Origin of the sequence: Rhodococcus sp. ZPP (assembly GCF_017656075.1) — a bacterium.
GTDB classification, from domain to species: Bacteria; Actinomycetota; Actinomycetes; order Mycobacteriales; family Mycobacteriaceae; genus Rhodococcus_F; species Rhodococcus_F oxybenzonivorans.
This window is the reverse complement of sequence record NZ_CP058638.1, coordinates 3,780,856-3,806,006: the sequence shown is the minus strand read 5'-3', so window position 1 is coordinate 3,806,006 and position 25,151 is coordinate 3,780,856. Positions and strand designations below refer to the sequence as shown.

General features: G+C 65.4%; 21 protein-coding genes. 10 read left to right on the top strand and 11 right to left on the bottom strand.

Annotated elements, in window-relative coordinates:
- The first annotated feature begins 41 nt into the window (after positions 1-41).
- From HYG77_RS18035 to HYG77_RS18020, 4 genes are read left to right on the top strand one after another with little or no spacing between them, the layout of a single operon-like run.
- Positions 42-1,214, top strand: coding sequence for a 2-hydroxyacyl-CoA dehydratase family protein (locus tag HYG77_RS18035; RefSeq protein ID WP_109334208.1), 1,173 nt, complete (start codon positions 42-44; stop codon positions 1,212-1,214).
- A 27-nt stretch (positions 1,215-1,241) separates the two neighbouring features.
- Entirely contained in the window at positions 1,242-2,582 is a 1,341-nt protein-coding gene (locus HYG77_RS18030) for a 2-hydroxyacyl-CoA dehydratase family protein (RefSeq protein ID WP_208960113.1), read from the top strand.
- Positions 2,582-3,517 carry an acyl-CoA dehydratase activase gene (locus tag HYG77_RS18025; RefSeq protein WP_208960112.1) on the top strand — a complete coding sequence of 312 codons (936 nt, stop codon included), beginning with the start codon at positions 2,582-2,584 and terminating at the stop codon, positions 3,515-3,517. The genes HYG77_RS18030 and HYG77_RS18025 overlap by 1 nt, the downstream gene beginning before the upstream one ends.
- Complete coding sequence (locus tag HYG77_RS18020; protein ID WP_208960111.1) at positions 3,514-3,990, top strand: SDR family oxidoreductase; 477 nt, start codon at positions 3,514-3,516, stop codon at positions 3,988-3,990. The genes HYG77_RS18025 and HYG77_RS18020 overlap by 4 nt, the downstream gene beginning before the upstream one ends.
- Before the next feature lie 341 nt (positions 3,991-4,331).
- On the opposite strand, the gene ugpC is transcribed toward HYG77_RS18020, so the two are convergent.
- From ugpC to HYG77_RS17995, 5 genes are read right to left on the bottom strand one after another with little or no spacing between them, the layout of a single operon-like run.
- Positions 4,332-5,417: a sn-glycerol-3-phosphate ABC transporter ATP-binding protein UgpC gene (gene ugpC / locus HYG77_RS18015; protein WP_208960110.1), complete on the bottom strand. Its 1,086-nt coding sequence runs from the start codon at positions 5,415-5,417 to the stop codon at positions 4,332-4,334.
- Positions 5,418-5,468: 51 nt separating this feature from the next.
- Entirely contained in the window at positions 5,469-6,347 is an 879-nt protein-coding gene (locus HYG77_RS18010; RefSeq protein ID WP_208960109.1) for a carbohydrate ABC transporter permease, read from the bottom strand.
- The gene (locus HYG77_RS18005) at positions 6,347-7,312 is read right to left on the bottom strand and encodes a sugar ABC transporter permease (protein ID WP_208960108.1); all 966 of its coding nucleotides are present in this window, start codon (positions 7,310-7,312) and stop codon (positions 6,347-6,349) included. The genes HYG77_RS18010 and HYG77_RS18005 overlap by 1 nt, the downstream gene beginning before the upstream one ends.
- Positions 7,309-8,634 (bottom strand): sugar ABC transporter substrate-binding protein, encoded by a 1,326-nt coding sequence (locus tag HYG77_RS18000; RefSeq protein WP_208963437.1) that lies wholly within the window; start codon positions 8,632-8,634, stop codon positions 7,309-7,311. The genes HYG77_RS18005 and HYG77_RS18000 overlap by 4 nt, the downstream gene beginning before the upstream one ends.
- Positions 8,635-8,686: 52 nt before the next feature.
- Positions 8,687-9,709, bottom strand: a complete 1,023-nt coding sequence (locus HYG77_RS17995; RefSeq protein WP_208960107.1) for a sugar-binding domain-containing protein — start codon at positions 9,707-9,709, stop codon at positions 8,687-8,689.
- A 149-nt stretch (positions 9,710-9,858) separates the two neighbouring features.
- Between HYG77_RS17995 and HYG77_RS17990 the strand changes: the two genes are divergently transcribed.
- Genes HYG77_RS17990 through xylB form a run of 4 tightly spaced genes read left to right on the top strand, consistent with a single transcriptional unit; the run spans position 9,859 to position 14,663 of the window.
- Positions 9,859-10,863: an NAD(P)-dependent alcohol dehydrogenase gene (locus HYG77_RS17990; RefSeq protein WP_109335427.1), complete on the top strand. Its 1,005-nt coding sequence runs from the start codon at positions 9,859-9,861 to the stop codon at positions 10,861-10,863.
- Between the two features lie 10 nt (positions 10,864-10,873).
- Complete coding sequence (locus tag HYG77_RS17985) at positions 10,874-12,355, top strand: mannitol dehydrogenase family protein (RefSeq protein ID WP_208960106.1); 1,482 nt, start codon at positions 10,874-10,876, stop codon at positions 12,353-12,355.
- Positions 12,352-13,275: a carbohydrate kinase gene (locus tag HYG77_RS17980; RefSeq protein WP_109334228.1), complete on the top strand. Its 924-nt coding sequence runs from the start codon at positions 12,352-12,354 to the stop codon at positions 13,273-13,275. The genes HYG77_RS17985 and HYG77_RS17980 overlap by 4 nt, the downstream gene beginning before the upstream one ends.
- Positions 13,272-14,663 (top strand): xylulokinase, encoded by a 1,392-nt coding sequence (xylB, locus tag HYG77_RS17975; protein WP_208960105.1) that lies wholly within the window; start codon positions 13,272-13,274, stop codon positions 14,661-14,663. The genes HYG77_RS17980 and xylB overlap by 4 nt, the downstream gene beginning before the upstream one ends.
- Before the next feature lie 43 nt (positions 14,664-14,706).
- Here the strand turns inward: xylB and HYG77_RS17970 are convergent, their stop codons facing one another.
- Positions 14,707-15,711 carry an NADP-dependent oxidoreductase gene (locus HYG77_RS17970; RefSeq protein WP_109334232.1) on the bottom strand — a complete coding sequence of 335 codons (1,005 nt, stop codon included), beginning with the start codon at positions 15,709-15,711 and terminating at the stop codon, positions 14,707-14,709.
- A 34-nt stretch (positions 15,712-15,745) separates the two neighbouring features.
- Entirely contained in the window at positions 15,746-16,132 is a 387-nt protein-coding gene (locus HYG77_RS17965; RefSeq protein WP_208960104.1) for a DUF1304 domain-containing protein, read from the bottom strand.
- A gap of 79 nt (positions 16,133-16,211) precedes the next feature.
- Between HYG77_RS17965 and HYG77_RS17960 the strand changes: the two genes are divergently transcribed.
- Positions 16,212-16,805, top strand: coding sequence for a TetR/AcrR family transcriptional regulator (locus HYG77_RS17960; RefSeq protein WP_109334236.1), 594 nt, complete (start codon positions 16,212-16,214; stop codon positions 16,803-16,805).
- A gap of 12 nt (positions 16,806-16,817) precedes the next feature.
- On the opposite strand, the gene HYG77_RS17955 is transcribed toward HYG77_RS17960, so the two are convergent.
- The gene (locus HYG77_RS17955) at positions 16,818-21,293 is read right to left on the bottom strand and encodes an AAA domain-containing protein (protein WP_208960103.1); all 4,476 of its coding nucleotides are present in this window, start codon (positions 21,291-21,293) and stop codon (positions 16,818-16,820) included.
- 223 nt (positions 21,294-21,516) lie between these two features.
- Between HYG77_RS17955 and HYG77_RS17950 the strand changes: the two genes are divergently transcribed.
- Positions 21,517-22,659, top strand: a complete 1,143-nt coding sequence (locus HYG77_RS17950) for a beta-mannosidase (RefSeq protein WP_208960102.1) — start codon at positions 21,517-21,519, stop codon at positions 22,657-22,659.
- A 4-nt stretch (positions 22,660-22,663) separates the two neighbouring features.
- On the opposite strand, the gene HYG77_RS17945 is transcribed toward HYG77_RS17950, so the two are convergent.
- Genes HYG77_RS17945 through HYG77_RS17935 form a run of 3 tightly spaced genes read right to left on the bottom strand, consistent with a single transcriptional unit; the run spans position 22,664 to position 25,094 of the window.
- Positions 22,664-23,116 (bottom strand): MaoC family dehydratase, encoded by a 453-nt coding sequence (locus tag HYG77_RS17945; protein ID WP_109334239.1) that lies wholly within the window; start codon positions 23,114-23,116, stop codon positions 22,664-22,666.
- 48 nt (positions 23,117-23,164) lie between these two features.
- Positions 23,165-23,911, bottom strand: a complete 747-nt coding sequence (locus HYG77_RS17940; RefSeq protein WP_109334241.1) for a GntR family transcriptional regulator — start codon at positions 23,909-23,911, stop codon at positions 23,165-23,167.
- A gap of 31 nt (positions 23,912-23,942) precedes the next feature.
- Positions 23,943-25,094 carry an acyl-CoA dehydrogenase family protein gene (locus HYG77_RS17935; protein WP_208960101.1) on the bottom strand — a complete coding sequence of 384 codons (1,152 nt, stop codon included), beginning with the start codon at positions 25,092-25,094 and terminating at the stop codon, positions 23,943-23,945.
- Positions 25,095-25,151: the final 57 nt, after the last annotated feature.

Below are 25,151 nucleotides of genomic sequence, written 5' to 3'. Positions count from 1 at the left end.
GCCAATGCGGTGCGTTCCACCAATGAAGTCGAAGGACAAAAGTGAGCGAACTCCACGCATCCTCGATGGCGACGCTACGAACTGTCGCCGACGACCCGGTCTCGTATGCACTGAATTGGAAAGCTGCACATAGCCGCCCCGTCATCGGATCCTTCCCCATGAATTTTCCGTCGGAGATCGTCCACGCCGTTGGCGCACTCCCGGTGATCATCCAAGAGAGCAAGACCCCGATCACCGAGGGCCGCAGCATGCTCGCCGAGTTCTACTGCGGATACACCCGGAGCGTCGCCGATCAGGCATCCATAGGGGAACTCGATGTCTTCGATGGTTTCGTTGTTGCCGACCATTGCGTTCAGCTCCTGGGAGCTGTGGACGCCATCCGCTACTCCCGTCCGGAAAAACCGGTGCACTTCGCGCAATTCACCAGCGCGATGGACGACGCTTGGACCAAACCTCGCGTCGACGGGCGGATCAGTGATCTGAAGACCGAGATCGAGACCGTCGTGCGCGCCCGCCTCACCGACGCCGATCTGGCCCGAAGCATCAAAGCCTTCAATGAGAACCGCCGTCTGCTTCGCCACTTCTACGACTTACGCCGGTCCGGACGAGCACGCATCACCGCCAGCGAGATGCAGCTACTCGTCAAGTCGAGCATGGTGATGGACATCCATGAGCACACAGCGGTCTTGCTCGAACTGCTCGATAGAATTGTCGTACGCGACGAGGCACCGGACGACCTCGTGCGGCTCCACCTGTCGGGTCACTTCTGCCATGCACCCAAGCCCGAGATTCTCGACGTCATAGAAGAATCCGGTGGTCTCGTAGTCGACGACGATCTTTACACCGGCTTCCGGTACATCTCCACGGACGTCCCCGAAGACGGAGATCCCCTCGCTGCGCTGTCAACGTGGTACTTGGAACGAAACATCAACGCGCCGTGCCCGACACGAGTTACCAATAAAGTCGACTGGGACACCTACCTGCTGGAATCGCTCGAGGCGAGCCGCTCGGTAGGCGTCGTCGTGCTGATGGCCAAATTCTGTGAACCTCACATGCTGTACTACCCGGAGTTACGCAAGGCGCTAGAGGCCCACGGAGTTCAATCGCTACTGATCGAGACCGAACACGAAGGTATTCCGATCGAGACTTTGCGCACAAAGATGGAGACGTTCGTCGAGCGAATCCGCCGTCACCCGTCGCCCCTTCCGGCTTGAATCCGCCGCACACTTCAGGAGTTCACCATGACGCTCGCAGATCAGAATCAAGACAAGACCAACCGCCTGAAGAGCACTCGGCTCGGCGGGAAGATGACCGCAGACTACTGGGACAACATCTTCACCGCGAAGGAACGCGGCAAACACGTCGTCTGGTACAACGGCGCCGCCATGAATCCGCTCTTCCAAGCGGCGGGACTCGAATGGTGCCACGGTGAGGCCTTCGCTGCTCGACTGGCCGCGCAACACCTCGAAGAGCCTGCGCAGGCCGCCGGGGCCGAGTACGGCTACATCGGCGAGCTCTGTTCATACGCCCGTACGCACCTAGGGTGCGCGGTTCTGACCCAACAAACCATCAGTGAACGACAGACCGGTGTGGTCGGGTTGGTGGACCAGCAGGAACTTGCAGCGAAGTTGCCCGCACCGGACTTCTTCGTCAACGGCTACGCAGGGTGCAGCACCGGACAGCAGTGGGACGCCATGACCTACCGCGTCTTCGACCGCAAGCTTCCGATCTTCAACGTGTCGCTGCCGATGTTGTGGGGCAACAAGCCCGACGCCGGCTATATGCGCGGCGAAGAATGGGAAGAAGTCAGCACGTACGCCGAAGGCCAGTTGCGCGAACTCGTCAGCTTCCTCGAGCATCAGACCGGACGACCTTTCGACTGGGACCTGTTGAGCGAGAGTATGTCCTACATCAAGCGCGCTTCCGAACTGCGACTCGAAGCGATGCAACTGTGCACGCTGGCGCCGACACCCGCGACGTACTGGGATTGGGTTGCCAGCATCGCACCTATCAACTTCCTACCCGGCAACCAGGCACTGGTCGACTACTTCGCCGGCGTGAAAGCCGAGATCCAGCAACGCATCGTCGACGGCATCTCCGGGGTGGCGAACGAACGCTACCGCGTCTACTTCGATGGCATCATGAACTGGAACAAGCTCGGTTTCCTCACGAGGAAGTTCGCCGAATACGACGTCGCGGTCGTCGCCGGTCGCTACACCCACGAATCATTCTGGCAGGAACCACAACTCATCGATATCGACAACCCTCTCCGCGGCATGGCTCAGCACTACCTGCTCTGCCCGCTCAACCACGGTTTGAGAAACCTGCAGGAGCTGCTGCTTCGCCGTCTCGACGAGTACTCGATCGATGGCATTGCCTTCCATTCGACCCGAACGTGCCGAGCGATGACAAATCCACAGTCGATGCTCGCCAAATCCGCTGAGCGTGAGCGAGGCGTCAAATCGTTCTTCTTCGAAGGCGACGTCGCAGACGCCTCGTTCTACAACGACGAGCTGTTCGACAGCCGCCTCGAGGCAATGCTCGAAGCAATCGACGTGCAGCGGATGAAGACTCTAGCCTGATGGGTTGGTACGTGATGGGCGTCGACCTGGGTTCGACGACGGCGAAGGCAGTCATAGTCGATCAGGACGGCGGGTTGGCCGGATCGAGTGTCGTGCAAATGGGGGCGGTCAGCCGTGACGCCGTGCTGCGCGCGATGGATCACGCATTGACCTCGGCCCGCATCGGTCGCGACAGCATACGACACACCATCAGCACCGGGTATGGACGCAAGCTCGTACCCGGCGCGGACCGCTCGTTCACCGAGATCACCTGCCATGCACGCGGCGCGGCTGCTCTGCATCCGGGTGTCCGGCTGGTAATCGACATCGGCGGGCAGGACAGCAAGGTCATCGCCGTCGACTCCGACGGACTCGTCGACCGCTTCGCCATGAACGATCGGTGCGCCAGCGGGACCGGACGCTTCTTCGACGTGCTCGCCCGTGCATTGGAGGTCGACGTCAACAATGTCGGCGACCTTGCGCTCTCCGGCGCGGAAGGTCTGGAAGTCAGCAGCATGTGCGCCACGTTCGCCGAGACCGAAGTCATCTCGATGCTGGCGCAAGGTCGGGAGAAGTCGGACATCGCCGCCTCGGTTCACAAAGCCGTTGCCGCCCGTACGCTGGGCTTGCTAGCACAGGTCGGGAAGGCGACGCCAACCGTGATGACCGGCGGCGTCGCGCAGAACGCTGCCGCTCGGCACTACATCGAGAAGGCGCTGCGGCACCCCATCGATGTGCTTGCACAGCCGCAGATCGCCGGAGCATACGGAGCCGGGCTGCTCGCACGGGACGAGTACGCGGGTTCAGTTTCTTCGGCCGAATCGCGAGACGCAAAAGCCAAAGAGCAACTCTCCGTACGGGCCGCAGGAATCGTGCCGCAATGCGCCGGCTGTGACGGTACCGCCGGCGATCACAACCACGTTTCGGTGCCGCTGACACTTCGGCGCAAGTCATGAGTTCGATTGACGTTGCCGATGCCACCGTCTTCATCGTGGGCGGTGACAGCGGCATCGGCCTTCTCATCGCACAGCACTTCGTCCGCGCCGGAACACAGCGCATCGGTCTGATCGCTCACGATGCCAAGCAAGGCGACGCGGCTGCGAGGACGCTCTTCACATCTGCATCCGGGATCTGGGCCCTCTCCGCCAGCGGAGACCCGGCCTCAGAATCCGACGCCGACCGCCTGTTATCCGAACTGAGCGCGTCGCTCGGAGATCCGGACATTTTTATCAACTGCTTTTCCGACGCCGGCGCAATCAGGAAATCCGTACTGTGTGCCATGCGAGAGCATGGTTCGGGGACGGTAGTCGACGTCGGCACTCGCATCGAACCGCCGCACTATACGGATGGCATCCGCATCACTTGGGTAGCTGCCGAGAATGCCGCACCGGATGCGGTCGCAACCGCAGTCCTGCAGCGTTGCGGCTGAAGAGGACCACTTGCTTGCCGCGTTCCTTCGCTGTGAACAGGTTCTCCGACCATGTTGGTGGCGGTCGGGATGACGATCTTGAACTGATCGTCCGGCATGACCGTACCGATCTTGTGACACGGCCCCACCAGCCCCGAAGAACGACCGTTGATGAACCCATCACCTCCTGCCAGAATCGGTGCTTCAGAGATTTCTTTTGCAGCAGGGGATAGCATCCGGGGCACTGACCGCCACACGACTCGACGAGAAGCCGGCGCCGGAACGTCTGTCCAACAGCTGATTCGACGATCGGGACAATCGGGTGGACGCGGGCCCGATCGCGGATCGGCCGCGCCCACGCTCTAGTCGCCGATCCGCTCGCCCGTCTCCGGGTGGAAGAGGTGCACCGCTCCGTCGCGCTTGCGCAGGGACACCGTGTCGGCCAACCGCGCGGGCGTGCGAGTCAGTGACCGCGCGGTCAGTTGCGTACCGTCACCGGCGATGTGGGTGTGGACGTAGGATTCACTCCCCAGTTCCTCGACCAGGTCGACGATCACCTCGATGCCGCCCTCTCCGGTGGACAACTCCAGCTGCTCGGGACGCACACCGACCGTGACGGTCTCCAGTCCGGCGGCGTGCAGCGCCGACAGTTGGTCGCGCTCGAGCGCGAGCGTCGAGTTCCCGAGGCGCACGCCGTCGCTGACGATGGGCATGGTCATCAGGTTCATCGCGGGCGAACCGATGAAGCCGGCGACGAAGGCGTTGGTGGGCCGGTCGTACAGCTCGGTCGGCGCCGAGAACTGCTGCAGCTTACCGTTCTTCAGGACAGCCACCCGGTCACCCATCGTCATGGCCTCGACCTGGTCGTGGGTGACGTAGACGGTGGTGGTGCCGAGCCTGCGCTGCAATGCCGCGATCTGGGTACGCGTCTGGACGCGCAGTTTGGCGTCGAGGTTGGACAGTGGTTCGTCCATGCAGAACACCTGAGGTTCACGCACGATCGCGCGTCCCATCGCGACGCGCTGCCGCTGGCCGCCGGACAGCTTGCCCGGCTTACGATCGAGGTATTCGGTGAGGTCGAGAACCTTGGCCGCCTCGGCCACCTTGCGCTTGCGTTCCTCGAGTCCGACCCCGCGCATCTTCAGCGCGAATCCCATGTTCTCGCCCACCGTCTTGTTCGGGTAGAGGGCGTAGTTCTGGAACACCATCGCGATGTCGCGGTCCTTCGACGGCACCCCCACCATGTCCTTGCCGTTGATGGTGATGGTGCCCTCGTCGATGTCCTCGAGGCCGGCGAGCATGCGTAGTGCCGTGCTCTTGCCGGAACCGGACGGTCCGACGAGGACGATGAACTCGCCGTCTTCGATCTCGAGGTCGAGCGAATCGACCGCCAGCGTGTCGGCGTTCTCGTAGATGCAGGATGCGCCCTTGTACGCGATGTCAGCCATGATTGCTCCTCTAGTGAGTACTGAAGTCGGTGGAAGTTTTTGTCGGGATGATCATTTGATCGCGCCGAAGGACAGGCCGCGGACCAGCTTGTTCTGCGCGACCCAGCCGGCCAGGATGACCGGGAGCGCCGCCAGCGTCGCCGCTGCCGACAGCCGGGCCCAGTACAGTCCCTCACCGGTGATGAATCCGACGAGGAACACCGGAATGGTCTGCGCCTGAACGGCGGTGAGGTTGACCGCGAAGAAGAACTCATTCCACGAGAAGATCACACAGATCAACGCGGTGGCCGCAATGCCGGGAGACACGAGCGGAAGAATTACCTCACGCACCGACCTCCACAGGCTCGCTCCGTCCATGCTCGCCGCCTCGAGCAGTTCGCCCGGGACCTCGAGGAAGAACGAGCGCATCATCCACACCGCGATGGGCAGGTTCATCGCCGTGTACAGGATGACCAGCGCCCAGATGTTGTCGAGCAGACCGATGTCGTTGACGATCACGTACAGCGGGATGATTGCGGCCACGATCGGCAACATTTTCGTGCTGATGAAGAAGAACAGGGCGTCCTTCGTCTTACGTACCGGCCGCAGCGACAGCGCGAACGCCGCCGGCACACCGAGTACCAGCACGAGGATCGTCGACATGGCGGTCGCGAAGGCCGAATTAAGCAGTGCGATGCCGATTCCGCTCTCGAGCACTGCCGTGAACTGGTCCAGGGTAGGCGTGAAGAACAGCTTCGGCGGAGTCGTGTAGGCGTCACCCTCCTGCTTGAACGCGGTGAGCACCATCCAGGCCACCGGGAAGAAGAAGCCGAGGGCCACGATCCACGCCACCACACTCCACGGGCTGAACTTGCGGTGCTTGCGCGCCCGCTTCGTCTCCGGGACGGCGGGAGTCGATTCCACCGGCGCCGCCGCAGTGTCGGTACTCATTACGCTGCCTCCTCGTTACCGGTAAAGCTCTTGAAGATCAGGCGCAACGCCAGGGTCGCGACGACGATGGTCGCGATCACGACGATGACGCCCATCGCGGCGGCCTGCCCGATGTCGAATCCGAGGAACGCCCGCTGATAGATGTAGAAGGGGAGGTTGGCACTGGCCGTGCCAGGCCCGCCCTGGGTCATCATGTAGATGGCGTCGAACGTGTTGATCAGGTAGATCGCCCCCAGCACCGCACCCAGTTCGATGAACCGGCGCAAATGCGGCAGGGTCAATTCACGGAACATCGCGAAGGGCTTGGCGCCGTCCACCCGTGCCGCCTCGAGGATATCGCGCGGCATGGACTGCAGACCCGCCAGAATCAGCAGCATCATGAAGGGCGTCCACTGCCAGATCAGGTTCACCATGACCGCGGGGAGCGGGAACCTGCTGACCCAGTCGACCTGCCCCACACCGAACGGGGAGAGGACGAAGTTGACGATGCCGAACACGGGGTCGAACATCGTGGTTTTCCACAGCAGCGCACCGGCAACAGGCGTCACCAGGAACGGGGTGATCAGGAGGGTACGCACGATGCCCCGGCCGAGGAAGGCGCGGTCGAGCAGCAGCGCGAGCAGCAGTCCGAGCACCACCGAGATCAGCACGGTGCCGACGATCAGGATCACGGTGTTGACCGCGACCTCACGGAACTGGCTGTCCTGGAACACGTCCACGTAGTTCTGCAGTCCGACGAACGCCTGGGAGCCCGGACGTACCAGGTTCCAGGACTGCGTCGAGTAGTACAGCGTGAACAGGAACGGGATCTGAGTCACCACGATCATGAAGATCAGGGCGGGCAGCAACGGTCCTCGGCGACGCCATCCCTCGGCGCGGGAGACGCTGTCGTCCTTGGCCTCCCGCAGTTCTCGCACCCGGTCAGCGGTGGTATCCGCGGCTGGCTTCTCCGCGATGGTGGTCACTGTTCCTCCCGATATGTCGCGCCGACGACCTCGGCGTACTGCTGTGCCTGGGCGAGCGCCTCGGGCACGGTCTGCCGGCCCGCGATGGCCGCACTGATCTGCTGACTGACGCGGGTTCCGAGATCCTGGAACTCCGGGATCGCCAGGAACTGCACGCCGGTGTACGGAACCGGTTGCACGGTAGGCGCTTCCGGTGTCGCGTTCTCGATCGCCTCGAGCGTCAGCGGACCGTAGGCCGCCGAGGCCTCCTTGTACTCGGGAATCTCATAGGTCGACAGACGGCTGCCCGGGGGCACCCGCTCCCAGCCCAGATCCTCACCGACCGTGCGTATGTATTCTTTGTCGGTCATCCACGAGATGAACTTCCACGCCGCATCGGGGTTGTCGCTGCTCTCCGGTATTCCGAGTGACCAGCTGTACAGCCAGCCGGAGTTTTCCTTCACCTCGATCGGTGCGGGTGCGTACCCAATCTTGCCGACGACGGCGCTCGACGACGGATCCTCCAGGGTGGACACCGCGGACGTCGAGTCGTACCACATCGCCACCTGCCCCTGAGCCAGCTGTGTGGCGCACTCACCGAAACCGCTCGTCGCGGCACCGGGCTCGCCGTACTCGCGCACCAGATCGACGTAGAACTGCACGGCGCGTTCCACCTCCGGACTGGTGAGCTGCGCATTCCAATCCTCGTCGAACCAGCGGCCACCGAACGTGTTGATGACGGTGTCGAGCGGCGCGAGCAACTCACCCCAGCCCGGCTTGCCACGGAGGCAGATACCGGCCATGTCTTCGGAGTCGAGTTGCTGTGCGGCTGCGGCGACCTCGGTCCACGTCGGCTTCTCCGACAGGGTGATCCCGGCCTGCTCGAACAGGTCCTTGCGGTACATCAGGAACGAGGACTCGCCGTAGAACGGCACCGAGTACATGTCCCCTTCGTAGGACAGCGACTCGCGCAGGGTGGGGATGAAGTCGGCTTCGTCGTACCCCTCGGTCGCCTCGGCGTACTCCGACAGATTCTTCAACCAGCCGTACTTGGCCCATTGCGGAGTCTCGTAATTGCTGATCATCACGACGTCGAACTCGCCGCCACCGGTTGCGGTGGATGCCGTGATCTTCGCGCGCGCCTGATTCTCCGACAGTGTCACGAACTTCAGGTCGATGTCGGGGTTCTCTTCCTCGAACTGCGACGCGAGCTTCTGAGCATCTTGCATCTGTGAGTTGGACACCATCGCAATGGTGATGGTCTGATCCGACGCGCCCAGCGATCCGGCGCCCGCGCAACCACTGAGCGTGAGGCAGAGCGCTCCCGCGCCCGCCACCAGCATCGTCGCCGGTTTCCTGTGTTTCTTCACCGATCTTCACCTCTCTTGCGTGGTGCTACTGATCGAGCAGCCAACGCGCGCATTCGATGTCGCAGACCAGCATCTTGGCCAGTCCGCCGTTGAGGGCACCCAGTGCCGCATGGTGTTTCGCGGCTCCACCCGTGACGAGGATCGATCCCTCGCAGGCCCGGATGTCGTCGAGTGGAACAGACATGGCCCGCTCGTTCAGCGGCCCATCCACGTCAGTGCCGTCGAGCCGGAAGAAACGGCCACCCACCTCGCCGACCGCGCCGAGGTCGGTAAGTACGGAGAGCATGTCGGTGTCGAGGAAGCTTCCCTCGAACAACGTGGTCGACGTGGAGACCGCGCCGGTGCCGAACATCATCATCTGCGCCGTGCGACCGACCTCGAGCGCCTTGGAGATCACCGAGTCTCCCCGCATGGATACCACCGTGGACGCATCCGCGTACAGCGGAACGGGAAGCCGAATAGTGTTCGCCTGCAATTGTTCAGCACACCTACCGAGGACGTACTCGGTGCCGGTCTGATAGTTGATGGCGCTCACCGAGCCGTCGAGCTGCACAACGGTGGCGCACACGGCCGCGCCGGAGGGCAGACCCTGCGCCACGGCCACCGTTTCCGGGCCCCAGGTGAAACCGAGCGTGTCGGTGTCACGGATCCGCCGTACGAGCAACGACGCAGCAGCGCGTCCCACCCCGGCGAAGCTGCCGTGTTGGTCGATCGGGCCGGCGGCGTCCACCGAATCGGCCACCACCACCGCTTCCACCAGGTTGAACCGTTCTTCGAGAGCGCGTTCCTCGTCGGAGCGCAGCGCGTCACTGAGATGCGCCGGAACCTGCACGTCGATGCGGACCAAGCCCTGCGCCTTGGCGCGGGCAACCAAGCGGCCCGCGGTGGGCCGGGAGACGCCGAGCCGAGTCGCGACCTCGGCCTGCGTCAGCCCGTCGAGGTAGTAGAGCGTTGCCGCTCGTAACGCGAGTCGTAGATCTTCCGTGGTCGACGGTGACGGGACTGCGGTGAGAGACGGCGTCGGCGCCGTCGCGTCGGGGGATGTCACTGGTTCTCCTCGCCATGATCTCGGGCCGTGGAGCGGTACTTCGGTTGCCCGAGAAGCCGTGAGCAAATGATCACTATGCGTTCTTCTGCTCAGTACGTTAGCATCGAGATGTGACGCACACAACACTTCCCTCGCGTATCCCCAGCACGATGCGAGCCAGCGTTCTCGTCGAACCCGGTCGCATCGAGATCAGGGAGCGCGCGGTACCTACCCCCGCTCCGGGCGACGTGCTGGTGCAGGTCTCGTCGGTCGGCGTCTGCGGATCCGATGCGCACTACTACCGGGAGGGACGCATCGGGGAGTTCGTCGTCGAACAGCCCATCGTTCTCGGCCACGAGGCGTCGGGCACCATCGTCGGTGTCGGCGAGGGCGTCGCGACAGACCGGATCGGGCAGCGGGTGTCGATCGAACCCCAGCGCCCCGATCCCGGTAGCGACGAGACCCGGCGCGGCCTCTACAACCTCTGCCCGCACATGCAGTTCTATGCGACCCCGCCGATCGACGGGGCGCTCGCCGAGTACGTGACGATCGGCGCCGCCTTCGCGCACGCCGTCCCGGACGAGATGTCCGACGACGCGGCAGCGCTGTGTGAGCCGCTGTCGGTGGCCATCGCCACGGCCCGGAAAGCCGGGCTGACCGCGGGGTCGCGGGTGCTCATCGCGGGCGCCGGGCCGATCGGAATCGCCACGGCGCAAACGGCACTGGCCTTCGGCGCCACGGAGGTGATCGTCTCCGATCTCGACGCACAAAGGCGGGCAGTGGCCGCCAAGTTCGGCGCCACCACCGTGCTCGACCCGCGCGAGCAGGACGTGTCGGCCCTTCGGGTGGATGCCTTCGTCGACGCGTCCGGAGCGCCGAGCGCCGTGCTGGCCGGAATCGGCGCGGTCCGGCCGGCGGGCACCGTCGTCCTGGTGGGCATGGGTTCGAGCGAGATGACACTTCCGGTGCAGACGATTCAAAACCGGGAACTGATACTCACCGGCGTCTTCCGGTACGCCAACACCTGGCCCGCTGCGATCGCACTCGCCCGTTCCGGCCGGGTCGATCTCGATTCGATGGTCACCGGAAAGTACCCGTTGGCCGAGGCCGAACAAGCGTTGAATGCAGACCGGATGCCGGGCAGCCTCAAGGCCGTCGTACGCGTCCAGGAATGAGGAGAGAGCGATGCAACTGAACGCGCAGACGCTGGAGCGTCTCAGCGATGGAGTCGAAGTACCCACCTACGACCGAAACGACATCTCCGTCGGGATAGTGCATTTCGGTGTCGGGAGCTTTCACCGTGCACACCAGGCGATGTACGTCGACAAGCTGCTGCGCCTCGGGCAGGCCCGCGCGTGGGGCATTTGCGGAGTCGGGGTTCTGCCCGGCGATCGGCGCATGAAGGACGTACTCGAGGCACAGGACGGGCTCTATACCCTGGCCCTGAAACATGCCGACGGGACCTGGGACGTGAGCGTCATCGGCTCCATCGTGGACTACCTCTTCGCACCGGATGACCCCGAAGCGGTGATCGAGAAGATCGCCGCCGAGTCCACCCGGATCGTCTCGCTCACCATCACGGAGGGCGGCTACAACTTCACCCACGACACCGGCGAGTTCGACCGCGAGAACCCCGACATCGTCCACGATCTCCGCGACGGCGCCGCGCCGACAAGCACATTCGGGCTCATCGTGGAAGCGCTGGCCCGTCGACGGGCCCGCGGACTGGCGTCGCCGACCATCATGTCGTGCGACAACATCGAGGGAAACGGCACCGTGGCGCGCAAGATGTTCCTCGCCTACGCCGAAATGAAAGACCCGGAACTCGCGGCGTGGATGCGCACCGAGACCTCCTTCCCCAACTCCATGGTCGATCGAATCACCCCGGTGACCACCGTAGAAGTGACGCAGGCACTCTCGACTCGATTCGGCGTCGACGACCAGTGGCCCGTCGCCGCCGAACCGTTCACCTCCTGGGTTCTCGAAGATTCGTTCGTTCTGGGCCGGCCGCCGTTCGAGCAGGTCGGCGTGCAGTTGGTAGAGGATGTGGCACCCTACGAACTGATGAAACTCCGCCTGCTCAATGCCAGTCATCAGGCCCTCTGCTATTTCGGGTACCTCTCCGGGTATCGCCTCGTGCACGAGGTCGCGCAGGACCCGCTGTTCGCCGAATTCTTGTTGTCGTACATGGACGACGAGGCCACACCTACCCTGGCGCCGGTTCCCGGCGTCGACCTCGACGAGTACAAGCGCACGCTCATCGAACGTTTCTCGAACCCGGAGATCCGCGACACCGTCGCCCGCCTGTGCGCCGAGTCCTCCGACCGCATCCCGAAGTGGCTGCTGCCGGTGATCCGCGAGAATCTGATCGCCGACCGGCACATTCGACTGTCGGCCGCGATCGTCGCGAGTTGGGCCCGGTACGCCGAGGGAGTGGACGAGGACGGCGAACCCATCGACGTCGTCGACCAGATGAAGGACTCCCTCGTGCCGATCGCGCGGAGCCAGCACGAGAACCCTACGGCCTTCATCGAGAACCAATCGGTCTTCGGCGATCTGGCCGACTATCCACGGTTCGTCACCGCCTATCTGTGGGCACTCGATTCGCTACACCGGGTCGGCGCGCGAAAAACACTCGAATCCCTGCTCGAGAAGGTGCAGTCATGAGCATGGTCGTCGGGGAAGCCCTCATCGACATCGTCACCGCTGCCGACGGCACCACCACCGAGTACGCCGGAGGCAGCCCCCTCAACGTGGCGGTCGGACTCGCCCGCCTCGGCAGACCGGTCGAGTTCGTCACCCGCATCGGGGAGGACGCACGGGGAGGAATGATCCTCGACCACCTCGCAGCCTCGGGCGTCCGTGTGGCGTCGGGAAGCATGTCCGCAGAGTCCACGGCCACCGCCCGCGCGACACTCGACCCGACAGGTGCGGCCACCTACGAGTTCGACCTCGAATGGGCGCTGCCCGCCCCCGCCTGGGCCTCGACTCCGGAGCTGGTTCACACCGGGTCCATTGCCGCCGTGACGGAACCTGGATGTGCCGTGGTGGCCGATATCCTCTACCGCCTCCGCTCCTCGGCGACCATCAGTTTCGACCCGAACGTCCGGACCGCACTGATTACCGACGAGGTACGGGCCCGGGAACGAATCGAGCACCTCGTGTCGATGTCCGACATCGTCAAGGCCAGCGACGAAGACCTCGCCTGGTTCGACCCCACCCGGGACCCCGTCGACATCGCCCGCGACTGGCTGGCGCTCGGACCCGCAGTGGTCGCCGTGACCAAAGGCTCCGAGGGCGCTTTCGCGGTGTGCGCGGCGGGTGTCGTCGAGATGGCCGCGCGCGAGGTCCAGGTGATCGACACCGTCGGCGCCGGTGACGCCTTCATGGCCGGACTGCTCGACGGCTTCTGGTCCCAGGGCCTGCTCGGCGCGAAACACCGCGGCGCCCTGCGCGCACTCGATCCCGCACGGCTGCGCACCGTACTCGCCAACGCCGTTCTCATGTCCGCCCTCACCGTCGCCAAGGCCGGCGCGGACCTTCCCGACCGCGAGACGCTCGACCGAGAGGCCGGGATTCTGCAATGACACTCGTCGCAGGAATCGACTCGTCGACCCAGTCGTGCAAAGTGCTCGTCTGCGACGCCGACACCGGAGAACTCGTCCGTAAGGGCACAGCGCCCCATCCCGACGGGACCGAAGTGCACCCGCAGGAATGGGCGCGGGCCCTGGACACCGCGATCACCACGGCCGGTGGTCTCGACGACGTCGCCGCGGTGTCGGTGGGAGCCCAGCAACACGGCATGGTGTGCCTCGACGACAGCGGGTCGGTGGTACGCCCGGCGCTGCTGTGGAACGACACCCGGTCGGCGGGGGCTGCCGCACAGTTGGTGGAGGACCTCGGCGGTCCCGACGCCTGGGCGGACGCCGTGGGTGTCGTCCCGCTCGCGGCCATCACCGTCAGCAAGCTGCGATGGCTCGCGGATTCCGAACCCGCACAGGCAGACCGAACGGCAGCGGTGTGCCTCCCGCACGACTGGATCGGCTGGCAGCTCACCAGTGCCCGCGATCTCGACGCCCTGGCCACCGACCGCGGCGACGCCAGCGGCACCGGATACTTCTCGGCCGCGGCCAACGCGTATCGACCCGACCTGTTGTCGCTGGCCCTCCGTGGCCGCTCCGTGCAGGTGCCCCGAGTGGCAGCGCCCTCCGAGCGGATCGGCGAGACGCGGTCGGGCGCGGTACTCGGCCCCGGAACAGGTGACAACGCCGCTGCCGCACTCGCTCTGGACGCACAGGAGGGTGACGTCATCGTCTCGGTGGGCACATCGGGGGTGGTGTCCGCGGTGTCGGACATACCGGCCAACGACCCCGGCGGTTTCGTCGCAGGGTTCGCCGACGCGACCGGACGCCATCTGCCGCTCGTCTGCACGCTCAACGCGGCGCGGGTACTCGACGCCACCGCGGCACTACTCGGGGTCGATCACGAAGAGCTGTCGCGGCTTGCGCTGTCGGCACCGTCCGGCAGCGGCGGCCTGGTGATGGTGCCGTACTTCGAAGGCGAACGCACACCGAACCGACCGAACGCCACAGGGTCGATAGAGGGCCTGCGGCTCAGCAATTCGACGCCCGCCCACTTCGCACGGGCGGCCGTCGAAGGGTTGCTGTGCGGGTTGGCCGACGGAATCGACCACCTGGTCGCGCAGGGTGTCGCCGTGCGCCGGATCCTGCTCGTCGGTGGCGGCGCACGCTCGCGGGCACTCCGTGAGATCGCCCCGGCCATCTTCGGTGCGCCCGTCCTGGTGCCGCAACCCGGCGAGTACGTCGCGGTCGGCGCGTGCCGTCAGGCTGCGTGGACACTCGCCGGCACCACGCAACCACCCAAGTGGGATCAGACGTCCACCCAGCGTTACGAGGCCGACCCTGCCCCCAACGTCCGCGAACGCTACAGGCGCTCCGCGCCCGTGAGTGGTTAACGAGTCTCTGGACTCCTCAACCACTCACGGGCGGCGGAGCCGCCTACACCTTGACCAGCATCTTCCCGACGTTCCCGCCGCGCATGAGCTGGAGGAATGCGTCCACCGAATTCTCGATGCCCTCGACCACCGTCTCGTCGTGCACCACGTCACCGGACGCAAGCCACGGTCCCATCTTGGCGGCGAACTCGGGGAACACGTGGGTGTAGTTGCCCAGCGTAAATCCCTGCAACGTGAGACCGCGGCTGATGATGTTCATCATGTTGTCCGGTCCCGGCACACGCTCGGTGGCGTTGTAGCCGGCGATCGCGCCGCACAGCGCGGCTCGTCCCCCGTTGCGCATGGCGGCGAGTGCCGCCTCGAGGTGATCGCCGCCGACGTTGTCGAAGTAGACGTCGATTCCGTCACCCGCGACTTCGAGCAGCTGCTTGCGGATGGGTGCGGCCTTGTAGTCGAGCGCGATGTCATAGCCGTAGCGGTCGGTGAGTAGCGCCACCTTCTCGGCTGAGCCCGCGGATCCGAGGACCCGGGAGGCGCCTTCGAGGCGGGCGATCTGCCCGGCCGCAGTTCCGACGGCACCGGCGGCACCGGAAATGAACACGGAGTCACCGGGCTTCATGTGGGCGATGTGCAGAAGACCCACATAGGCGGTGAGGCCCGTCAACCCCAGAATGCCGAGGTATGCGGACACCGGGACACCGGGAATCTCTTCCACCACACGGAATGCGGAGGCATCGCCCTGCGCCACGTCGCGCCATCCCAGGTCGTGCACCACGACGGAGCCGACGGGGTGGCTGTCGGCGGTCGACTCGACGACTCGCCCCACTGCGCCACCGGTCATGGTCTCCCCCAGCACGAACGGCGGAATGTAGGACTTGACGTCGTTCATGCGACCGCGCATGTATGGGTCGACGGAGGTGAACTCGTTGACCACACGAACCTGATCACCGGCGAGGTCGGGCAACTCCACGGTGACAGTCCGGAAGTCGTCCTGGGTGGGCCAGCCCGCCGGCCGGTTGATCAGTTGAATCTGCGTGCTCGATACCACGAGTAGTTCCTTTCACTGCTTTGACGAAAGATGTCTAGAGCGCCAGTCCGAGCGCGAGGAGAAGGACCGCGAGCAACGGAAGCGTGCCCTGGGTGAGAGCGGCGCGTGCCTTGTCCGGTGACGAAACCAGCAGGACAGCCGCGGCGAGAACCATCGATCCGGCACCTGCGAAGACGAGGGCAGCACCCACCGCAGTCGCGCCGACAGCGACCGCAACGATGCCGACCGCGGTCACGATGGCGAGAAACAGGTTGTAGAAGCCCTGGTTGAAGGCCAGCTCCTTGGTGGCGGCGGCCTCGTCGGCGGTGGTGCCGAAGGTCGCGCGGGTACGCGGCGCTGTCCACAGCACCGACTCGAGCACGAAGATGTACACGTGTAATGCACTGGCGAAAGCGGCGAGAACCAGACCGGCGGTGACCATGCAAGCTCCTCCTGATTGTGAACTGACCATTTCAATATATACTGAAATGAGCGTTTCACAACAGTGAGTGAGGATCGTCATGCCACGGACACAGGACTTCGACACCGCCGAGGTGATCGGACTCGCACGTGACGTGTTCTGGGACAAGGGTTATGAAGCCACGTCGGTGCCGGACCTCGAACGCGCCACCGGACTCAACCGCTCGAGCCTGTACAACGCCTTCACCAGCAAGCGGGGCCTGTTCGACGCCGCCGTGCAGGACTACCTCGACCGGGTCGTCCGCCCGCGTCTGAAAATCCTCACCGCTGAGCCCACCCGGCCCGACGCGGGCGTGCGCTACTACCGCGCTCTCGCCGAGACCTTGGCCACGCTCCCCGAGGACTGCCCGGGTCGTGGGTGCCTGCTCCTCAACAGCGCTGCCGGGTTCGCCGCCCACGACGAGACTCAGCGGATGGTCGTGGATGCCTACCGCAGCGAACTGTCCGCAGCGCTGACCCACGCGCTGCGTGCCCTGGATCCGGACGCGCCTGCCGCCGTCGTCGAGCACCGCACGCGGCTGCTGACGTCGTTGTCGGTCAGCGCGTTCCTGCTCTCGCGCATCAACCGGGACGAGGCGATCGCGGTGGCGCACACGGCGATCGAACAGCTCGAGGAGTGGCGCGGGACCGCCTGACCGCGCCGCCCGTCAGTCGGCCAGAGCCGGCGCCGCGTGCTTGCCGCGCTCGGGAGGAACGCCGTCTCCGGACGCCCGCTCGGCGGCCGCCGTCTCGATCGCGGTGGCGTGGTCGACGGCGTGGGGGGCGATACCCAGGTTGTCCAGGGTGTCCCAGAGACCGGCCATCGCCGCCTTCGGGTCGAGGTAGTACTCGGATTCGCGCACACGCCAGAAGGTCCAGCCGCAACGCTTGAGTTCCTGCTCGCGTTCGAGGTCGGCGATGCGCTGTGCCGGCGTAGTGGAGAAGGCGTCCGCATCACATTCGACGGCCAGCCTCATCGTCCCGCCGGTGACTACGAGGTCGATACGCCGATTGTTCACCTCGACTTGAGGATTGACGTGATAGCCGCGCTCGGCGATGTCGTGGAACACCCGCTGCTCGAGGAGGTTGTCGAACGGTGGCGTCCGGACGTCTCGGCTCACGCCCTGGGGCATCGGCTCGGCCGGCGCCGGCGACGTCGACATGACGTAGCTCAGCAGGGAGTTACGGAGGTCGGCTCGCTTCAGTTCGTCGACGGTCACCGAGTGGAACAGCCACAACTGGTCCTGCGCCCGCGACGCCGCGACGTTGAATCGACGCTTGTACTGATTGGCCGTCAGCGGCACGAAGTGCTGCTCCGGCGTCACCACCATGGACAGGAAGACGACGCTGCGTTCATCGCCCTGGAAGTCGGGCGGTGTTCCCACCCGCAGCCGCCGTTGCTCCCACTGCTCGATTCCGATGCGCCGCACCAATTCGCCGCGGATCGCGTCGACCTGCGACTGCCCTTGCAACACAACGATTCCGAACGTCTTTCCGTCGTACCGGGGATCGACGAGACATTCGATGAGCTGATCGACGAGCGCCTTCGCCTCGACGTGGTTGGCGAGCGTCGCGTCCCTACCCGACACCGTGGCGTCGGGAACGTAGGTGTGCCGCAGGGGCGGTAGCCGGTCTGCACCGAACTGCCGCACCGGCACCAGAGGAAGCTCACCGTAGAACTGGGTACTCGACCAGTTGATGATTTCGGGCATCGACCGGAAATGCTCACGCAACCTGACCACCTGGCCGAAACTGGTACGCAGGATGGAGAACAGGCTCGACCGGGGAGTCAGCGTCGCTTGCACGTATTCCGGGAGATCCGGAAGGTAGGCATCCAATCTGGTGAAGACGTCGTCGAGCGTCCCGTTGGTGGGGATATCGGCGGGCGCGCATTGCTTGTCGTCGCCTACCACGATCACCCGCGGTGCCAGCCACAGCAGGAAGAGGTTGGTGATGTCGGCCTGGCTCGCTTCGTCGACGATGACGACGTCGAAGCTGCCCGGAACCGGCGGTATGGACGCGAGAACCTGCTGCAGCGGCATCACCCAGGCGGGCACGGCTCCCTGCGCCTCTCCCATTGCGGATCTGGCTGCACTGCGGTACTTCTCGGCGTACTTTCCGCCTCCGGCACCGATGTTGGAGATGTGCTCTCGGTACGTTTGGAGCGCCCGCACCTGGTCGGCGGTGAGATTCTCGAGGCAGTCCCGCCACGCGGCCGCGGCCGCCAGCCGAGCGGTCAGATGTGCCAGATCGGCGTCGAGGCCGTTCAGTTCGGCTTCGAGTTCCTGCTCGCGCCCGGCGCGATGCTGTTCGGTGACCCACTGACGGGCACGACGCCACGCCCACGCCTCCGACAGCTGCCAACTCATCTCGTCCCATTCGGGAAGCGTCGCTGTCCGGCGCACCAGCTCGTAAAAAGCCGGGGCGACGGGGGCGAGGCGGTCGGACAACTCGTCGAAGAGCAACTGATCGTGCTGCTCGGCGCGCGCCCTGGCGTATTCCGCGAGGGCAGCGGACAGTGCCGCGTTGTCGGCACGGTCGAGTGCGGAAACCAGAGCGGTGCCCTCGGGGGAGGGACCCGAGTCGATCTCGGCAGACACCGCCGAGACGATGGCGTCGAGTTCTGCACGCGCACTGTCGACGTCGGTACGGGTGGTGATGGCCTCGGCCGCACCGGCGACCGCGGTGGCGTCGCGAAGTGTGCGCATGCGGGGGGCAGTGGGCGACAGCGCGAACAGCTCACGGGCAAGCGCATCGCGCGCCACGAGCAAGGCACGCACCCGCGCGATTCTGCCGACCATCAGGTTGAGGCTGTCGACCTGAACGGCGCGGGAACCGTTCATCTCCACCGGAATGCCGAGATCGCCCAACAGTGTTGCCGCGGTCTGGGCGGCGTCGTGCGCGCGTAGGTGTTCCGTGACGAGCCGGACGGCAGCGGCCGTGGTGGCGGGTAGTCCGTCGACGGTCGCCTCGATGCCGAGCTCCTCGACGGCCTTCTGCTCGTCGCTGCGCCGAAAGCGCGACTTCCATTCCACGGCACCGGATTCCATGGCCACCGCCAGCGCCCCGACCGCGTGGAGTGCAGGCCTGCTCATGACGGAACTCTGGACGTCGTGCGCGCCGATGTAGCGGTCGGCGGCGGCGGCCGCTTCCACGATGGCAGGCAGCGCATCCAATCGGCCCCACAAATGCGTGGCCCGGCCGGCGAGAACCGTGTCGGCCAGTTCGTGGAATCTGCCGTCGAGTTCGAGGACGTCGTGCGCCCGGGCCTGCAGTTCCTTGCAGTGCCGGCGGACCGTGTGCGCGGTATCGGTGTCGACGCCGCCGAGGACGTCCAGTAGATGCGCCGACTGCGGGGTGTCGATGGGAACGGTGGTCGACGCCCGTGCGCAGAGCCGTTCGAGCTCTGCGCGGTTGGGCAGAAGTGCGTCGAGTGGCGGCAGACTTTGCCGCGAGCGCAGGGCACGTTCCGGTGTTGCCGTCACACAGAGTGCGCGCAAGGTGTCGAGCTCGGCGCCCGTCAGCGGCGATTCCTCGCTCAGCAGGGGTCCGGGGAGCCATTGGAAGTCGGCCTGCAGGGCAATGACCTTACGGACGATCGTGGCGGCCGTGCCTTCGTAACCCTCGGCCACGGGATCGTAGAGGTACGTCTCGGATTCGCGCAGTGCCGTCACGCGGTCGAGTACGACCGCACGTTTCTGCATTGCCTCCGCCCGCTGGGCCCGCAGGTCGGCGATCCGCTTGCCCTCGCTGTCCGGGTTGAACGACGACTTCCGCTCGGCGATCGTCGCGACACTGCGGTTGAGCTCGTCGGATCCACCGCGCGAGAGGTCGGTGATCGAGACGCACAGTTCCTGCATCTCGGGCGGCAGCTTGTCGCGGAGCACACGCAGCGCCTGAGCCTTCTCGCTGGTGACCAGCACCCGCTGTCCCCGGGCGAGGAGGGCCGAGACAAGATTCGCGATGGTGTGGGTTTTCCCCGTCCCGGGCGGCCCCTCGACCACCACCCCACTGTCTCCACCGAGGCGCTCGATGATCTGCGACTGCTCGGCGTTGGCGGGAAGGGGGAACAGAGGGTCCTCGGCGAGCGTGGCGGGCGCGGCAGCACCCGTGCGCTGCAGCCACGTCACTCGGTCCGCAGGCTCGATCGCGTCGACCAGCTGGGCAAGCCCGAGCGGGACCGTGGCACCGTCGCGTTCGAGATGGGCGATCATCTTCTCGTAGTACTCGACGAGCGCGAATGCGCTGCGCTTGCGAAGGACCAGCGCGGGTGCGGGGGCGAGTGTGGCCGTCCCCGTCTCGTCCGGGGGCTCGACAGCGTCACGGACATCGATAGCGGTGGTGACCGCCAGCGGTGCCCACTCCCGGAGGAACTGCCCGATCTCGGGGCCGAGCGGGGAGGTCGCGACCTCCTGCAACTGCTGTTGCAGTCGCATCGACTGCGAGCTGTCGTAGAGTCCGAGCCCGGTCAGCAGCTGGGAATCTTCGAGCCGGGGCGCTGTGCTCGGCGTCAACCGCACGAGGAGGTCACCTGTCCGAACGTCGCGGGAAATCCCTGCGGGCTGCGTGACGAGGTGGGTGCGGATACCGGCATCCGGACCCACACCGGGAACGGTGAGCAGACCGCAGGCGAGGACGAGTTCGATCGACTCGGGCCGGGCATTCAGCTCCTGCAGTATCGACTGCAGTGACTGGTACAGCTCGGCGTGCGGGCGCTGTTCGCGATCCGTCGCCGCCCAGGCCTTCCACCGCGGCAGGTACGCGTCGAAGGCTTGCCGGACCTCGTACGCCCGGCGGACGTCGTATTCCTCGTCGGAGTCTTCCGCATAGGCGTCCGATGCATTCAAGGTCAGTTCGGGCCGCGAGCTGTCGGATCGGGCAGCCGCATCCACCCAGCCGTGCAGAACGGGCGGCAGTGCCGGTGGATCCTCCACGGCAGCGACGGGCGCTCGGAGGACAATGTCACCCTGTGCTGCATCTGCCGAGGGTCGGAGCACCCTGCCTTCGCGGTACAGCCATTCCACCTGTTCGTGCTGGTCGACGCGCAGTACAGGCTTGGTGCGAGCCCTGACGATTTCGCGCAGGAACTGCAGCAGCCGCTGGACGCGGCCTGCAAGCTCGGCGTCGGTTTCGGGACTCGACAATGTAAACCTCTGAGAGTTCTCGGTGATGGTCGGCGCTGGCCCCCGCCCCGCACACTATCGGGTCGACAGGGAGGAGATCGAGGCGTAGTCCCCGTTCGGAGGCAGGAAGAGCGCCCGGCAGTTGCGCAGGTCACAGGGACTGGACGGTCGCCTGGCACCGCCGCGCATCGATGCCCGTCCCCGCCACACCCCATTCGGACCATTCGGTCTCTAGTATCTGTCCATGGCCGATTCGCGCATCACCAAAGCCGGTGCCGTGCTGGCCACCGCCACTCTGCTGGCTTTCGGAACCGGTGCCGTCGGGGCTGCCGACCCCGCCCCGGGGTCGCGGGTCACGGCGTCTTCCGAGGGATTCGCCCTCGACGGTCAACACTGGTGGCCGACGGGTTTCAACGCCTATCAGTTGGCCACCAACTGGTCTGTGAACTGGGGTTGCGGGGCCATGGTCGATCTCGGGTCCTACTTCTCGTCACTTCCGCCGCACTCGCTGACCCGGTTCAACCTCTTCCAGGCACTGGCGATCAACCGGTTCACCGGGCAGCTCGACTTCGGACCGATCGACGCCGTCTTCGCTGCCGCCGAGGCACACGACCAGATGGTGATCCCCGTCCTCGCACCTCAGGACGGCGCGTGTGAAGACGACGTGTTCAAGGGCCGGCAGTGGTATGTCGACGGGTGGCAGACCATGACACCGGGGGCTCCCCGCACGTTGATGAGCTTCCAGGACTGGATGCACACCGCCGTCGACCGGTACAAGAACTCGTCCTCACTCGCCGCCTGGGAATTGGTGGGCGAACCGGAGACGAGCACTTGCACGGACGCGGCCTGTTCGTGGTGGACTCGGTCGTGTGGCCCAGACGCCGCGCAGGTATTGCGGGACTTCTTCGACGACGCCGGCGCCGAGCTCCGCGCCCGCGACCCGCGGACCCTGATCACGGCCGGATTCACCGGCGGCGGGCAATGCGGCACCCAGGGCGATGAGTACCAGTTCGTCGGGGCGTCGCCGTATGTGGACGTCGTCCAGTATCACGACTACGGCGCCGACGCCGTCCCGCTGCCGGGCGATCAGTGGAACGGTCTGGGTCGACGACTCGAACAGGCGGAGGCGCTGGGGAAGCCGCTCCTCATGGGCGAGATCGGTGAACTCGCCGGATCGTGCGGCGACCTCGATGACCGGGCCGCACACATCACCACGAAACTCACCGGCCAACGCGATGCGGGCGCAGCCGGGGCACTGTTCTGGGCGTTCGTTCCGGATCCCCGGCCCACCGAGTGCACTTACGACGTGGGGCCCGACGACCCGCTGTGGGATGTGGCCGAGCAGTTCGGGTTCCTCGGCTCGGGTACCGCCCCGGGCGCCTACTGAAGACTCAGGACACGAGCACGCGCACCGTCTCCGCTACGCACGCCGGCTTGTCGGATCCTTTGATCTCGATGGTGTTCTTCACGACCACCTGGGCACCTTTGGCCGTGCGTTCGCAGGAGACGATCTCCCCGCCGGCGCGGATCGACGCCCCTACCCGGACCGGTTCCGGGAAGCGAACCTTGTTGAGCCCGTAGTTGATCACCATCTTCACTCCGTCGACGCGCATGATTTCTGCGCCGAGCTTCGGCAGCAGTGAGAGCGTGAGATAGCCGTGCGCGATCGCCGCGCCGAACGGGCCGTCCGCGGCACGCTCCGGGTCGACGTGGATCCACTGGTGATCTTCGGTGGCGTCGGCGAAAAGGTTCACGCGGTCCTGCGTGACCTCCAGCCATTCGCTGAAGCCGAGGGACTCCCCTACCGCAGCTTCGACCTCGTCGATTCCGTTGAACACGCGCATGTCGGTACTTCTCCTCGTTGGTTCACAGTTCAGAGTGGTTGGGGTTGTTCAGTGCCCACCGCGGCGGAGCGTGACTCGGTAGGTGTAGTGCTCGGGCAGGAAGTAGCTGACCGCGAGTTCGACGATCCGGCCTTCGGCGTCGGTGTACAGGCGGTCTACTCGCAACATCGGGTGCTCGACGTCGCAACCCAGCTCCCGGGCAACGAACTCGGTGGCCGGCGCCACGGTGATCGACTGCGCCGCCTCGACGATGGGGCTTCGCAGGTGCGGTTCCAGCAGGCCGATGATCGTGTACGAGCTGACGGCACCCTCGGCCATCTCGGGCGCGTCGACGACGAGCCGTGCGATCTCGTCGGGAAGGTAGACGGTGGTCAGCACGAAGGGTGTGTCGTCGTGACGTCGCCGGAACACGACCGTGTGGACGAGGTCGGTATCGAGCCGGAGCCTGCTCGCCGCCTCGATGTCGACCCGGCGGCGCAGCGGCGAGACCACCTCCATGGTTGTGTCCGTGGACAGATTCATCAGGTCTTCGATGGATCCGAGCTGACGCAGGTAGCGGCCATCGGACTCGGCCGCGAAGGTGCCACGCCCGGGCACCCGGTAGACGATGCCCTCGGCCACCAGATCCTGGAACGCCCGCCGGACCGTTTGACGACTCACCCCGTGTTGCTCCGCGAGCTCGAATTCGGTGGGAAGTTTCACGCCGTCGCGGTATTTGCCCGCAGCAATGTGCTCGCGCAGCTGTTTAGACACCAGCTGGTACGCCGGCTCGCTCTCTCGTTCCCTACCGTTCATCGCGCACCGATCCTACGTGCAGGTTGTGGGACTATAGACCGCCTCGGGCCACGAGTTGCGAGACGATGACGTTGCGCTGAATCTCATTGGTGCCCTCGCCGACGATCATCAGCGGTGCATCCCGGAAGTACCGCTCGACGTCGTACTCGGTGGAGTAGCCGTACCCACCGTGAATACGGACCGCCGACAGCGCGATCTCCATCGCCACCTCCGACGCGTACAGCTTCGCCATACCCGCCTCCATGTCGCACCGCTCGCCGCTGTCGTACTGCTCGGCCGCATGCCAGGTCAGCTGCCGCGCCGCCGTCAACTTGGTCGCCATGTCGGCCAGATAGTTGCCGATCGACTGGTGCTTCCAGATCGGCTGGCCGAAGCTCTCCCGCTGCTGGGCGTAGGCGAGGGAATCCTCGAGCGCCGCCGTCGCCACTCCCAACGCCCGGCAGGCCACCTGGATGCGCCCGGTCTCGAGACCCTTCATCATCTGCCCGAACCCCTTGCCCGGGGCGCCGCCGAGGATCGCCGTGGCCGGAATGCGATAACCGTCGAACGAGAGCTCGCACGTCTCGACACCCTTGTACCCAAGCTTCGGCAGATCCCGCGACACCGTCAGACCGGGACCGTGCTCGACCAACACGATCGAAATACCCCGGTGCTTCGGATTCGCACTCGGATCGGTCTTGCACAGCAGAGCGATCAATCCCGAGCGGCGGGCGTTGGAAATCCACGTCTTCGACCCGGAGATCACCAGATCGTCGCCGTCGGACTTGGCATTGGTCGACATGGCCTGCAGATCCGATCCCCCACCGGGCTCGGTCAGCGCCATCGTGGCCCGGATCTCGCCCGTCGCCATCTTCGGCAGATACTGCTGCTTCTGCTCCTCGGTGCCGTATAACGACAGCAACTTCGCCACGACGGTGTGCCCGCCCATCGCCCCGGCCAGGCTCATCCACCCACGGGCCAACTCCTGCGTCACCTGCGCATAACACGGCATCGACACCGGCGATCCGCCGTACTCCTCCGGCACCGCCAACCCGTAGATCCCGATCTGCTTCATCTGCTCGATCCACTTCTCGGGGTACTCGTTGGCGTGCTCCACCTCCTGCACCGTCGGCTTGACGTCGCGGTCGATGAAAGCCCGCACCGTCTCGACCAGGTACGTCTCTTCCTCGTTCAACTTGCCCATGAACCCTCACCTCGCGCGCTCGACATTTGTACGGCCATAGTTGCGCTTTGTTCGTCG

What these genes read in the sequence shown, in the direction of transcription:
- HYG77_RS17985 (WP_208960106.1), top strand. Translation starts at nt 10,874, where the DNA reads ATGCAACTGAACGCGCAGACGCTGGAGCGTCTCAGCGATGGAGTCGAA.
- HYG77_RS17950 (WP_208960102.1), top strand. Translation starts at nt 21,517, where the DNA reads ATGGCCGATTCGCGCATCACCAAAGCCGGTGCCGTGCTGGCCACCGCC.
- ugpC (WP_208960110.1), bottom strand. Translation starts at nt 5,417, where the DNA reads ATGGCTGACATCGCGTACAAGGGCGCATCCTGCATCTACGAGAACGCC.
- HYG77_RS18025 (WP_208960112.1), top strand. Translation starts at nt 2,582, where the DNA reads ATGGGTTGGTACGTGATGGGCGTCGACCTGGGTTCGACGACGGCGAAG.
- HYG77_RS18010 (WP_208960109.1), bottom strand. Translation starts at nt 6,347, where the DNA reads ATGAGTACCGACACTGCGGCGGCGCCGGTGGAATCGACTCCCGCCGTC.
- HYG77_RS17960 (WP_109334236.1), top strand. Translation starts at nt 16,212, where the DNA reads ATGCCACGGACACAGGACTTCGACACCGCCGAGGTGATCGGACTCGCA.
- HYG77_RS17990 (WP_109335427.1), top strand. Translation starts at nt 9,859, where the DNA reads ATGCGAGCCAGCGTTCTCGTCGAACCCGGTCGCATCGAGATCAGGGAG.
- HYG77_RS17945 (WP_109334239.1), bottom strand. Translation starts at nt 23,116, where the DNA reads ATGCGCGTGTTCAACGGAATCGACGAGGTCGAAGCTGCGGTAGGGGAG.
- HYG77_RS17935 (WP_208960101.1), bottom strand. Translation starts at nt 25,094, where the DNA reads ATGGGCAAGTTGAACGAGGAAGAGACGTACCTGGTCGAGACGGTGCGG.
- HYG77_RS17940 (WP_109334241.1), bottom strand. Translation starts at nt 23,911, where the DNA reads ATGAACGGTAGGGAACGAGAGAGCGAGCCGGCGTACCAGCTGGTGTCT.
- HYG77_RS17980 (WP_109334228.1), top strand. Translation starts at nt 12,352, where the DNA reads ATGAGCATGGTCGTCGGGGAAGCCCTCATCGACATCGTCACCGCTGCC.
- HYG77_RS18030 (WP_208960113.1), top strand. Translation starts at nt 1,242, where the DNA reads ATGACGCTCGCAGATCAGAATCAAGACAAGACCAACCGCCTGAAGAGC.
- HYG77_RS18000 (WP_208963437.1), bottom strand. Translation starts at nt 8,634, where the DNA reads ATGCTGGTGGCGGGCGCGGGAGCGCTCTGCCTCACGCTCAGTGGTTGC.
- HYG77_RS18020 (WP_208960111.1), top strand. Translation starts at nt 3,514, where the DNA reads ATGAGTTCGATTGACGTTGCCGATGCCACCGTCTTCATCGTGGGCGGT.
- HYG77_RS17965 (WP_208960104.1), bottom strand. Translation starts at nt 16,132, where the DNA reads ATGGTCACCGCCGGTCTGGTTCTCGCCGCTTTCGCCAGTGCATTACAC.
- xylB (WP_208960105.1), top strand. Translation starts at nt 13,272, where the DNA reads ATGACACTCGTCGCAGGAATCGACTCGTCGACCCAGTCGTGCAAAGTG.